The organism is Acinetobacter pseudolwoffii, assembly GCF_002803605.1.
Lineage (GTDB): Bacteria > Pseudomonadota > Gammaproteobacteria > Pseudomonadales > Moraxellaceae > Acinetobacter > Acinetobacter pseudolwoffii.
The window spans coordinates 15,144-27,660 of the sequence record NZ_PHRG01000001.1 but is presented as its reverse complement, the minus strand read 5'-3'; the positions used below and the strand labels follow the sequence as shown (position 1 = coordinate 27,660).

Below are 12,517 nucleotides of genomic sequence, written 5' to 3'. Positions count from 1 at the left end.
CCGAAGCCGTTTTTCTGAAACCTGATATTGAACTTAGAAACGCATGCCAATACCTGCATAGGCCAGAATCGGATTAATCTCAATATCTGCCTTGGAACGAATCAGTTCGCCCAACGTACTATCAGTGACGGTAATGGTTGTATCATTTTTCAGATGTGCGTAGGAGACTGAGCCGACCGCAAACCAGGTATCATTAAAGTCATAACTGAAGCCAACCGTAGCGACAGGGGCAAAGACATCTGAGGCTTCAAGTTTTACTTTAGGATCGGCTTCACTTAGCTTACCTTCAAGGGAAGCACCAGCATTGCCTTGTTTAATATTGGCAATCATATGTCCAGCAGCAATCAGGTCCTGCTCGGTACGCGAGTTGATTTCCAGTTCATTAAAATAGGCATACATCACACCTAAGCCGACATAAGGACGAAATTTATTCACTCCGGTTTTACCAAAGTGATACTGGAATTCAACGGCAGGTGTCCAGGCACGGGCCGAGGCAGCAGGGCCATAGGCTTCCAAGTCTGTAATCAGAAGATCATTGGCCAATTCAAGGTTGCCTAAGGCACCCCCCAGGGGGGTTGCGATGGCCGAAAATGGGGCATAGATTTTACCACTGCCTTGTAAATCCACTTTGGGTGGAATACCAGCTTTCACTTCAAAGGAAATATGATCAGTAAAATAGTAATTGGTCATGATGCCTAAAGTCGTAACATCATCGGCTTCCAGACCAGTCCCTGGATTATTCCATTGTTCTAAACCTTGAATGGTGGCTTGCCCACTGAGGGGAGCCGAGATTTCGGGTAGGTTTAAAGCTAAATCGAGTAAAGGCGGGATTTTATAACCTTCACGAATATTGTCGCGTACAGTACTTGACTTGACTGCCCCGACATCACTTACTTCACCATTTTTGACCGCAGTATTGACTGCAAAAGATTGGGCCTTACCTTGTGGCATCACATGCAGTGCACCCACAGACACAGAAAAGCGTTTAAAGCCATCTCCATCCTGTAGACTAAAATAAGGCGAATCTGCGTGGGCGACCATAGGTAAAGTGGCAAGGCCTGCCATACATGCCAGCATTGTTTTCATTGATTTGGAACTCCATGTCCAGTGTATTTATTCGTTTTTCTAGTTCACTAATTATGTGAACTTCATTAAAAAATTCAGTTATAGAACAATAGATCAAAGGTTAACCATCGGTTAAGATTGGTAGCTTTTGTGTGTTTTTTGTATACAAGGTTTGAGCTGTTAACAAAGAAACATCTGTAAAATAAGTCTTTTAAAATGTAGACAGTTAGTTTAAGTAGAGAAAAATCTGGTTTTTATCTCAGCAGAATTTCGATTTTTTAAGTCCTCAATATAGGTTTTTGTTCCTGAATGAGGCCGATTTTTGCAGCAAGTCGTTTAGGAATGAATTGATTTTTGCTTTCCGTGCTTGAGCTCCAAATAGTACTAACAGAATTTATCCAAGATCCTGCTACCCAGTTGCCTGAGTTTTTTTGTACAATAGGCGCATATATTATTGAGTGAATCATATGAGCACCCAAACGCCTCCCAAAAAAAAGCCTCTGGTTAATTTACCTTTCCCGATCAAACAAGCGGAGCAAAATGCTGCGGAAGAAGTTCTGGAAGATTTAAGACCAAGACCGCAGCGTTATGCTGACCGTACCTGGATGCCGCCACGCGGTACGCGTCGTTCAATGGGTAAACGTTAATTGGTCGAACTCAAAAAGCTATGATGAGTCATGGCTTTTTTTGTGTAAATTTTTAGATATTCAGCAATTAATATTTCATCTATTTCCTTATTTCTCGAGCAGATAAAACCTTGGTCAGATTTTTCTCATTTCTCATTTCTCATTTCTCATTTCTCATTTCTCATTTCTCATTTCTCATGTGCATGATCTTGATCGAATACATGCAACATCTCAAAAAGCTCATCGCTAAGCAGAATAAAATAATTAGTTGATCTATTGACCTTGCACATCTTATGCCCATAAAAAAAGCCAATTCAGAAATTGGCTTTTAGAGAGATAAGTTATTAGCGAATGCTTTTACGTGCTTTATTTTCCGGTTTTGGTGGGGCAATTTCTCGCTGTTCTTGCCAGACATCAATAAAGTCTTTTTCATTAATATTATACAGCTCAAGTAGCGCTAAAATTACACCCCCAAACAGCATGGCACCTTCCGAATGACTCTGAAAATCGACCAGTTTGGTATTTAGATTATGCAGGATATCTTCAATTTCGAAGACCCGTTCCCGCCCATTGCTGTCGGTCGGATAGATCTGGGTATTTAAAATAATCCTCGCCAGACTTTTTTCATTTTCGGTCAATGGCAATTCTTCAATCAGCTCATCAGTCGCAGGATTTAAAATGACTGAATCGCGAAAAATCGTATGTAGGAAGTTTGCGCTTAATTTGGGTAGAGGCTTTTCCACAAAAGGGCGGAAAGATTGCGGGAAAATGACATTGCGTGAAATGCCTTTAAACATCGGTGCAATTTCTTCGACTTTATAACCTGCGATCCCGCATCCTAAAGACGTAATAAAATATTTATTTTTAGAATGGTTTTTGGTGTAAATCTTGAAGTCATCGATATAGTGCTGGATTTGTGACAGCGGCATTTGCTGCAAATGCTCGTTCATGGTTGGAATGGCATAGCTTTGACCCGACCAGCCACGACCGACGCCCATGACTGCACCAAAATGCTCAAGCGCTGTTCTTGCTGCGCCTGCGCTATGCTGACCCGCCAGATTGCTGCCAAAAACAAACACGGTATTTTCCGGAAGGGATTTAACAATATTTTCATCGTGATAGTGGTAAGTCATAATTGTCTATTCGAGGCCATCCTGATCTTCATGTTGCCTTTGATCGGGGTTGGGGTCAAGTAAAAAGCAGGGATGGCCTGAATGTTGAAAGACTGACTAAATATGAGAATTCTCAACATATTTCTCGACTGTCATCATCTGTTGGATTTCGGTATTTTGGCTATGGAATCTGCTCCGGCAAGTCTGAAATCTGCTAAAATTCCTGATCCGCATTCGAGTTGAGACATGTAGCTGTGACTGATAAGCAACCCTTTGAATTAGTAACCAGTTATCAACCCGCAGGTGATCAGCCACAGGCCATTGAAAAGCTGGTCAAGGGTATTGAACAGGGCTTTCATGATCAGCTTTTACTGGGCGTTACCGGGTCGGGTAAGACTTATACCATGGCCAATGTAATTGCACAGACCCAGCGTCCGACCATTGTCATGGCACATAACAAAACGCTGGCTGCACAGCTTTATGGCGAATTTAAAGCATTTTTCCCGAATAACGCCGTCGAGTATTTTGTCAGTTATTATGATTATTATCAGCCGGAAGCTTATGTGCCATCTTCAGATACTTTTATCGAGAAAGATGCCGCAATTAATGACCATATTGACCAGATGCGTCTTTCCGCGACCCGATCATTATTAGAACGTCGTGATGCAATTATTGTCGCATCAGTTTCTGCAATTTATGGTTTGGGTGATCCGAATGCCTACATGAGCATGTTGCTGCATGTGGTGGAAGGCGACCGCATTGGTCGTGATGACATTATCCGCCGTCTGGTCGAAATGCAGTATTCGCGTAATGAACTGGAATTCCTGCGCGGTACTTATCGTATTCGTGGGGAAATTATCGATATTTTTCCGGCAGAATCGGATCAGGATGCCATCCGGATTGAACTGTTTGATGATGAAGTCGACTCCATCCGCTGGTTTGATCCACTGACCGGAAAAATGGTGCGCAAAGTCCCGCGGGTGACGATTTATCCCAAAAGTCACTATGTCACGCCAAAAGACAATTTATCCCGCGCGATTGAAACCATTCGGGAAGAACTCAAAGAACGACTGGTGTTCTTTCGTGAAAATGACAAATTGCTGGAAGCGCAGCGGATTGAACAGCGTACCCGTTATGATCTGGAAATGATGCAGCAGTTGGGCTATACCAATGGCATCGAAAACTACTCGCGTCATTTGTCTGGACGTCCTTCAGGCGAGGCGCCGCCAACCTTGTTCGATTATATTCCCGATGATGCCTTGCTGATTATTGATGAATCGCATGTGACTGTGCCACAAATTGGTGCCATGTATAAAGGCGACCGTTCGCGCAAAGAAAATCTGGTGAATTACGGCTTCCGTTTGCCAAGCGCGCTAGATAACCGCCCGATGAAATTTGAAGAATGGGAACGCATTGTCCCGACCACCGTTTATGTCAGCGCAACGCCAGCACGTTATGAACTGGAAAAATCGCAGCAGATTGTCGAGCAGGTGGTACGTCCGACCGGTCTGATCGATCCTGAAATTGAAATTCGTCCGGTACTGACGCAAGTCGATGATGTACTTTCAGAAATTAATCTGCGCAAAGATATCAATGAGCGGGTACTGGTCACCACCTTGACCAAGCGCATGGCAGAAGACCTGACCTCTTATTTAAAAGAGTACGGGATTAAGGTCGCTTATTTACACTCGGATATCGACACCGTTGAGCGCGTCAAGATTATTCATGAGCTGCGTACTGGCGTACACGATGTGCTGGTCGGGATTAACCTGCTGCGTGAAGGTCTGGATATGCCGGAAGTGTCACTGGTTGCGATTCTGGATGCCGATAAAGAAGGTTTCCTGCGTTCTGAGCGTTCTCTCATTCAGACTATCGGGCGTGCTGCGCGTAACCTGAAAGGGAGGGCGATTTTGTATGCAGATCGAATAACTGACTCAATGCAAAAAGCCATTGATGAGACAGATCGACGTCGTGCCAAGCAGATTCAGTTTAATGAAGAGCATGGTATTACTCCGCGTAGCGCAGTCCGTCAGGTAATCAAGGAAATCGATACCGGTGAAATATTGGATGATGATTCAATTGAATTGAAAGCTTCTGATCAGGCGCGCGCGATCAGTGCAGATGAACGACATATCATGGCAGACCCGAAAATGTTTGCGAAGCATATTAACAAGCTTGAAAAGGAAATGCTGAAAGCCTCTAAAGAGTTACAGTTTGAGCAGGCTGCACGTCTGCGTGATGAAATTTTGCGCTTAAAAGCCCAGATGTTTGATTGATTTTTTTTACATGAAGTTTTATTTCGATGACCTAAAGTCAATCATAAACCAAACATAATGTAACAAATCAAGTGCTTGGATAAGGCTATTGTAAGAACAGAAAATTTTTAAATAAATATTTTGTGAACATATAATAGGTATTTTTATGACAACTCAAAATTCTTCAGGTAATGGATTGAAGCTGGCAAAAATTGCTGTGGGTAGTGCGGTTCTTCTTGGTTTTGGCGCGGCGACGATGGCCTATGCGCAAAATGAGCCATTAGCCACTGTTGAAAAAGTAGAACTGGACCGTTATTTGGGGACTTGGTATGAAGTGGCGCGCAAGCCTTTGTCTTTTCAAAATAAATGCGATCGTGATGTCACTGCAACCTATACCTTAAATGAAAATGGCAATATTGTGGTCGATAACCGCTGTATGAAAAAAGATGGTCAGCCCACCCAATCCTTGGGTGAGGCATTTGTGCAAGATCCACCGCAAAATACCAAATTAAAAGTCAGTTTCCTGCCCGAATTTATTCGCTGGATTCCGGTCGGGCGTGGCGATTATTGGGTCTTAAAACTGGATGAAAATTATCAAACTGTTCTGGTCGGTGAGCCTAAACGTAAATATATGTGGATACTCTCACGTAATCCACAACTGGATAAAAATGTGGTGAATGAATATTTACAATATGCACAGTCGGTGGGTTATGACCTGAGCGATGTGATTCATACCAAACAAACTCAAAGATAAAAATATCGTCTTAATGGAAACCATGCTACGGCATGGTTTTTTTATTTTATATGTCGAAAGGCAATCTAAAATCGAGAGATAGCTGCATTTTAAATAGATGAAGCATCAAGCTTTCTATTGTACTAATCGTTATAATGCCGGCGAACGAAAGTAGAGTTTAAATATGTATAAAGGCATCGCGTTATCTGTCTTGGCCTCCGTGGTTTTTGGAGTGCTCTATGTATTTACGCCTTTTTTACAGCCTTTAGATAGTGAACAGACCTTTGCATGGCGCATGCTAGCGACCTTGCCATTCCTTACAGCCTTCATGTGGTGGTCGGGTGATCTGAAACATATTAGCAGTATTTTTAAACGGGTGTTGCAACAGCCTTCGTTTTTGATCTGGTTGCTGATCAGCTCCTTGTTATGTACCACGCAGTTATGGCTGTTTTTGTGGGGTCCCATTAATGGGCGTGGTCTCGAAGTTTCACTCGGTTATTTTCTCCTGCCTCTGGTGATGGTGCTGGTCGGCTGTGTGCTTTATAAAGAAAAATTATCATCCTTTCAGATGGTTGCTGTTGCTCTGGCAGTGTTGGGAGTAGGACATGAAATCTGGCGGATCGGTTCAATCGCATGGGAAACGGTTTATGTCGCTTTAGCTTATCCACTTTATTTTTTTATGCGGCGTAAATTTGCGACCGATCATCTTGGTGGATTCTGGTGGGATCTATTTCTGATTTTGCCCGCTGCATTTTATCTGGGTTTTATTTATAGCGACTCGATGCAGCTCATGTTAAATCATTCTCATTTAATCTGGGCAGTATTGGTATTGGGTTTTTTGAGCGCACTGGGACTCGGTAGCTATATTCTCGCCAGCCGATATTTACCCTTTGTGATCTTTGGATTGTTGAGTTATCTGGAACCTGTGCTGTTGGCCTTTGCCTCGATGGCTTTGGGGGAGCGTGTCGAAGCTGGCGAGTGGCTGACTTATATTCCAATTTGGCTTGCCGTATTGGTGCTGGTGATTGAAGGAATTCTGCATCTATTTAAGCAGCGTAAACAGCAATTAGCGCTTAAAAAAAATCTGGCAAACTATCAGGATCGACTAGACTCTTAAAATTAAAAAGAGATCGAATGAATAAACAACATTTAACAAATTTCTGCTCCGTACGGGAAAACGCATGCTTTTAAAATTTTTGAATGCAAAATCATTTAGCTAATTGCAACTATTTCCCAGATTTATAGTGAATATACGTTAAAAACCACTCGTCTCGGTGAGCTTTTGATTCAAAGTTGCCTCCAATTCCATTACAATTATGGGGTTTTGAAATTTATGCCTAGATTTACAATTAATTAGAGGACGTATCTGTGAGCAAAGACACTATCGTTGCCCTACATGCAGAGCACCAAGGTCGCTGGAAAAACCGTGAAGAACTTGCGGAACGCATGATTGCCCTTGTTGGTCAGTTATATCGTGAAAAAAATATTGTAGCTACAGTTTATGGTCGCTCTTTAATTAACCGTTCTGTGATTCAGATCTTGAAAGCACACCGCCGTACTCGCGTACTCGATGTTGAACTTTCGGTTGTAAATACATTCCCAATTCTTGAAGCATTGGCGAAAGTTGAGAACATCGGTTCTGCTGAAGTTGATCTAGGTAAACTTGCTGTTGAATTTAAAGAAAAAGGCGGCGACATCGATGCATTTGTTGCAGACGCTGTTAAATCTCTAGAAGGTAATGCTGCTGCTGTAGAACATAAAGACGTAGTTCTTTATGGTTTCGGTCGTATCGGTCGTATCCTGGCACGTTTGATGATTGGTCAATCAGGTCTGGGTCGCGGTCTTAGCCTGAAAGCAATCGTGGTTCGTAAATCATCTGATGGTGATTTGGAAAAACGTGCATCTCTACTGCGTCGTGACTCGATTCATGGCCCATTTGCAGGCACGATTTCTGTAGATGAAGAAAACGAAGCAATTATTGCAAACGGTAACTTCATTAAAGTGATCTATGCGTCTAATCCTTCTGAAGTGGATTACACAGCATATGGTATTAACAATGCACTTGTGATCGACAACACTGGTAAATGGCGTGATGCTGAAGGTCTTGCTCAACACCTGAAATGCCCGGGCGCTGCTCGTGTTATTTTGACTGCACCTGGTAAAGGTGACATGAAGAATGTGGTTTACGGTGTGAACCAGGCGGACATCCTTGCTGAAGATAGCATCATCTCTGCTGCAAGCTGTACGACTAACGCAATTACTCCAACACTGAAAGTATTGCATGATAAATACACCGTGTTAAATGGTCATGTTGAAACAGTTCACTCGTTCACAAACGACCAGAACTTGATCGATAACTACCATAAAGCGGACCGTCGTGGCCGTGCTGCAACATTGAACATGGTTATTACTGAAACTGGCGCAGCGAAAGCAGTTGCTAAAGCGCTGCCAGCACTTCAAGGTAAATTGACAGGTAATTCTGTACGTGTTCCTACGCCAAATGTATCACTTGCAATTCTTAACCTGACTTTAGGTCAAGACGTTGATCGTGATGAAGTAAACGAATATATTCGTCAGATTTCAATCGGTTCGATCCTTCAAGGTCAAATCGGTTATACCAACTCGACTGAAGTGGTCTCTTCTGACTTTATTGGTTCACGCACTGCAGGTGTATTTGACGCGCAAGCAACAATCACTTCAGGCAACCGTTTAACTGCTTATGTTTGGTACGATAACGAAGTGGGTTATAGCTGCCAGGTATTACGTATTGCTGAACAAATGGGCGGCGTAAGCTATCCTAAAGTTCCTGCAGAAACAAATGCATAATTTGTTGATGTAGTTTAAAAAAGAGTCTCTATGGAGGCTCTTTTTTTATACTTATTTTTTATTGAAGTCGGGTGGATTCGATTCAATCACGAAATGTAAATCAGCTTGCTGACGAAATATTAATCTGTTAGCTTACAAAGAGTAAGTATATTAAAATCAGTAAGTAATAAAATCCCGAGATAGATTTATGACAAATTATGCAATTAGTCCGTTACTAGGGCAGGTTTTATCAACTGAATGTCCATCACGTGAAATATTGGAACATCTTGCCAATAAATGGTCGGTCTTGGTGTTGCGTTGCCTGAGTGAAGGTGTGCATCGTTTTAGTGAACTGAAACAACGGATTGAAGGGGTGAGTGAAAAGATGCTCTCCCAGACTTTAAAAGTGCTGGAACAAGATGGTTTTGTGCTCAGAACGGTTTATCCGGTTGTGCCACCAAAAGTGGAATATCAGTTGACCATTACCGGTTCACAAGCTGCAGATAAAGTGATGCAAATGATTCACTGGATTGAACGTGGTTTACCAGAAATTTTAGAAAATAAACAACGTGTTGCCAAATAGAAGCTAAATTGCTTTTGGGGTAGCAAGAGATGGAAAAGTCAGAAAATCTGTTGGCTACTTTACTGGCAGTGTATGCAATCATTTTAGTTTTATGCATTGCGATTTATGCAATCTTCAAACTTTTAGATGTTGATATTGCTTTAGCGACCAATCTCTTGCTTTGGTCAGCAACGATCTTTGCACCGCTTGCAATATTAATGACCTATACCAGTTGGCGAGAGCAGAAAGGGGTAGAAGTAATTGCTAATTATTGTAAAGGACTAGTTATTCAACTTGTTGAGCTTGAGCATCTTAGTAATCAAATATGTAATTATTTAATTTATAAACCTGATCGAAATGAAAGTATAAAAATATTGAATAAAAAATTTATATCTATATTTAATGAGCAAGAAGATGCTTTTAAATTTTTAGGTAAAGCAATATCTGATGGAGAATTAAAAGACCAAATTAGGAGATTTCAAAATCAATGTTTGCTTAACTATGTAAGATATAACGCACTGGTTGGTAGTGAAAATTTGGAACATATCGCGAATATTACACCTCAATTAGGTAGTATTCATCGAGAACAAAATTCTAATCTTAGAACAGAGTTAATGAAGTATGTACTTTACCAAAAGGAATAAACCGATCGATTTATTCCTTTGTGAATCAAGCATTTTGCATTTTCTTAAAATCCAAGCGATCAATCAGTAAAATTCCAATCGAGAAAATAAAGCCAAGGATCACGCAACCGATCCATTCAAACTGCTCCCAGGCATAGACTGCACCAAGCGAACCTAAAGCGGCACCACTAAAGTAAATCGTCATATAGACTGCATTAATACGTGAACGCGATTTAAGATCAATCCGATAAACCAGATTCTGATTCAAAACATGGAAGGCTGTCAGACCAAAGTAGGCCATCAGCACACCAATCGCATAGATTACAATATTGTGCTGGGCAAAATATAAGGGCAGTGTAGAGCCGAACATCAGGACAATGCATAGCTTGGCGACCAGATTTTCTCTACCTTGTCCTACGGTTTTGCCTGACCAGCTTGATGAATAAATCCCGATCACGCCTAGTAAGCCAAATAACCCAATTTCGAAATCGGTGAAATAATAAGGTGCATTGCCTAATACAAAAGTCATCGAGGTAAAGATCATCGATAAAATTCCAAAACCCAAGGCACCCGCACAGGCACGCCGGATTAAATGTGGATTCTGACATGCAAGGCTAAACAAAGAGCGGTAAATGTCACCAATAGTTAAGCCTGCCTGAGCTTGAGTATCGGGTAGTTTTTTCCACATGAGTGCTGCAAAGAGCAAGGTGATCACACCGCTGGATAAATACACACCTTCCCAAGACCAGTAAGTGGAAACAAAGCCGGCAAAGGTACGTGACAGAATAATTCCCATCACCAACCCACTCATCAGCTTACCCACTGTAGCAGCGCTGGATTCAGGTGGGCTAATGGTCGATGCAAAAGGAATTAAGATCTGCGCCGAGATTGCGCCAAAGGTGGCACACAAGGTAAACAGATATAACATTGATAAAGTCGTACTGAATGAAAGCAATATCTGCGAAATGGCTGCAAAGACCATCAGGTTAACGATCAGTTTGCGTTTATTCAGAAAGTCTCCCAAAGGAACCAAAAGCATTAAGCCGAGGACATAACCAATCTGTGCAATCACCACGGCAAAACCGGCCTGACTGGTACTAATGCCCAGACTTTTCTCGATTGAATAGATCAGAGGCTGGTTAAAATAGGCAGAGCCTGCACATAAGCCACATGCCATTGCCATCAATAATACAAATTGTGATGACAATGGACTGACAGATTTCCTTTCTGAATTGCTCATAGGCCCGACTCTTTTAACATTGCCTGCACTATAGGCAGTTGCACGACAAAGCAGAAATAATTAAAAACAATCAAGTGATCATTAAAAAGTATATTAAAACAAAAGCATAGAGCTTAGTTTTGAAACTTATCAAAAATTAATGGCTGTTCAATAACATGACAGGATTAAATAAGCGATCTTCATGGAATAGCATATAAATATAGTCGAGAAATTCTTTAAAATATGGCAGAATATGGGGTTTTAAAGTTTTTAGAGGATTGGCAATATGCGCTTTGTTGATGAAGCAGTCATTACCGTAGAGGCTGGCGACGGTGGCAATGGCGTAGCCAGTTTTCGCCGTGAAAAATTCGTGCCATTTGGTGGTCCAGATGGTGGTGATGGTGGTCGTGGTGGCAGTATTTATATACAGGCTGACGACAACACCAGTACGCTAGTTGATTATCGTTATACACGTAAATTCCGTGCAGAACGAGCAAAAAATGGCCGTGGGGCGAACTGTGCTGGTCGTGGCGGTGAAGACACCGTATTAAAAGTTCCAGTCGGAACAACAATTGTAGATGTTGAGTCTGGCGACATTATTGGCGATTTGATCGAAGATGGTCAACGCGTGAAAGTGGCAGCAGGCGGTGACGGTGGTTTAGGAAATACGCACTTTAAATCATCGACCAACCGTTCACCACGTAAGTGTACGCATGGTCAAAAAGGCGAATTCCGTGAAATCCGTCTGGAGCTTAAAGTTCTGGCAGATGTGGGCTTGCTGGGTATGCCAAATGCGGGTAAATCAACCTTCATTCGTGCAGTATCGGCGGCAAAACCAAAAGTGGCAGATTATCCATTTACCACCATGGTGCCAAACCTGGGTGTGGTCGATGCCGATAGTCACCGTTCATTCGTGATGGCCGATATTCCGGGTCTGATTGAAGGCGCATCTGAAGGTGCAGGTCTGGGGATTCGCTTCCTGAAGCATCTGGCACGTACCCGTATCTTGTTACACATCGTTGATGTACAACCGATTGATGGCTCAGATCCGGCACATAATGCTAAAGCAATTATGAAAGAGTTAGAAAATTTCTCCCCAACACTTTCAAAACTGCCGATCGTATTGGTGCTGAATAAAGTCGACCAATTGGCTGAAGAAACACGTGAAGAATGGTGTACTCATATTCTTGAAGAATTGCAGTGGGAAGGCCCGGTTTTTGAAACTTCTGGCTTAACCGCTGAAGGTACCAAAGACGTGGTTTACTACCTGATGGATCAGATCGAAGAGCAGCGTGAACGCGAAGCTGAAGATCAAGAATATGCAGCAGAAATGAAAGCATTCCGTGATCAGCTTGAAGCTGAAACACGTGAACAAACCATCGCTGCAAAAGAAGCGTATCGTGAGATGCGTCGTCAGCAACGTCTTGCCGGTATTCTGGGCGACGATGAAGATGATGAAGATGGCGATAATGATAGTGATGTGGAAGTGTACTACGTACGCTAATCTCTGAGAGAAG

The 12,517-nt window shown here is 42.3% G+C and carries 11 protein-coding genes; 8 read left to right on the top strand and 3 right to left on the bottom strand.

Annotated features, from left to right (window positions below; translation table 11 throughout):
- Window positions 1-33: 33 nt before the first annotated feature.
- Complete coding sequence (locus CWI32_RS00135) at window positions 34-1,086, bottom strand: OmpW/AlkL family protein (protein WP_100534366.1); 1,053 nt, start codon at window positions 1,084-1,086, stop codon at window positions 34-36.
- A gap of 446 nt (window positions 1,087-1,532) precedes the next feature.
- Between CWI32_RS00135 and CWI32_RS00125 the strand changes: the two genes are divergently transcribed.
- The gene (locus CWI32_RS00125) at window positions 1,533-1,712 is read left to right on the top strand and encodes a hypothetical protein (protein WP_004646507.1); all 180 of its coding nucleotides are present in this window, start codon (window positions 1,533-1,535) and stop codon (window positions 1,710-1,712) included.
- A gap of 323 nt (window positions 1,713-2,035) precedes the next feature.
- On the opposite strand, the gene CWI32_RS00120 is transcribed toward CWI32_RS00125, so the two are convergent.
- A complete protein-coding gene (locus CWI32_RS00120; protein WP_074383019.1) occupies window positions 2,036-2,824 on the bottom strand; it encodes an A1S_2505 family phage non-structural protein in 789 nt (262 codons plus the stop codon).
- A 233-nt stretch (window positions 2,825-3,057) separates the two neighbouring features.
- Between CWI32_RS00120 and uvrB the strand changes: the two genes are divergently transcribed.
- The 6 genes from uvrB to CWI32_RS15280 all read left to right on the top strand — a co-directional run bounded on the left by uvrB (window position 3,058) and on the right by CWI32_RS15280 (window position 9,802).
- Window positions 3,058-5,079, top strand: coding sequence for an excinuclease ABC subunit UvrB (gene uvrB, locus CWI32_RS00115; RefSeq protein ID WP_005096439.1), 2,022 nt, complete (start codon window positions 3,058-3,060; stop codon window positions 5,077-5,079).
- A gap of 145 nt (window positions 5,080-5,224) precedes the next feature.
- On the top strand, window positions 5,225-5,812 hold the full coding sequence (locus tag CWI32_RS00110; protein ID WP_100328754.1) for a lipocalin family protein: 588 nt from the start codon (window positions 5,225-5,227) through the stop codon (window positions 5,810-5,812).
- Window positions 5,813-5,975: 163 nt separating this feature from the next.
- Window positions 5,976-6,908 carry an EamA family transporter RarD gene (gene rarD / locus CWI32_RS00105; protein ID WP_100534364.1) on the top strand — a complete coding sequence of 311 codons (933 nt, stop codon included), beginning with the start codon at window positions 5,976-5,978 and terminating at the stop codon, window positions 6,906-6,908.
- A 251-nt stretch (window positions 6,909-7,159) separates the two neighbouring features.
- The gene (locus CWI32_RS00100) at window positions 7,160-8,617 is read left to right on the top strand and encodes a glyceraldehyde-3-phosphate dehydrogenase (RefSeq protein WP_005096443.1); all 1,458 of its coding nucleotides are present in this window, start codon (window positions 7,160-7,162) and stop codon (window positions 8,615-8,617) included.
- A gap of 187 nt (window positions 8,618-8,804) precedes the next feature.
- The gene (locus CWI32_RS00095) at window positions 8,805-9,179 is read left to right on the top strand and encodes a winged helix-turn-helix transcriptional regulator (RefSeq protein WP_005171768.1); all 375 of its coding nucleotides are present in this window, start codon (window positions 8,805-8,807) and stop codon (window positions 9,177-9,179) included.
- Window positions 9,180-9,208: 29 nt separating this feature from the next.
- Window positions 9,209-9,802, top strand: coding sequence for a hypothetical protein (locus tag CWI32_RS15280; protein WP_252146082.1), 594 nt, complete (start codon window positions 9,209-9,211; stop codon window positions 9,800-9,802).
- A gap of 25 nt (window positions 9,803-9,827) precedes the next feature.
- Here CWI32_RS15280 and CWI32_RS00085 read toward each other — a convergent pair whose 3' ends face one another.
- Window positions 9,828-11,021: an MFS transporter gene (locus CWI32_RS00085; RefSeq protein ID WP_100534363.1), complete on the bottom strand. Its 1,194-nt coding sequence runs from the start codon at window positions 11,019-11,021 to the stop codon at window positions 9,828-9,830.
- Between the two features lie 265 nt (window positions 11,022-11,286).
- On the opposite strand from CWI32_RS00085, the gene cgtA reads away from it, so the two are divergent.
- Window positions 11,287-12,504 (top strand): Obg family GTPase CgtA, encoded by a 1,218-nt coding sequence (gene cgtA / locus CWI32_RS00080; protein WP_100534362.1) that lies wholly within the window; start codon window positions 11,287-11,289, stop codon window positions 12,502-12,504.
- Window positions 12,505-12,517 lie beyond the last annotated feature (13 nt).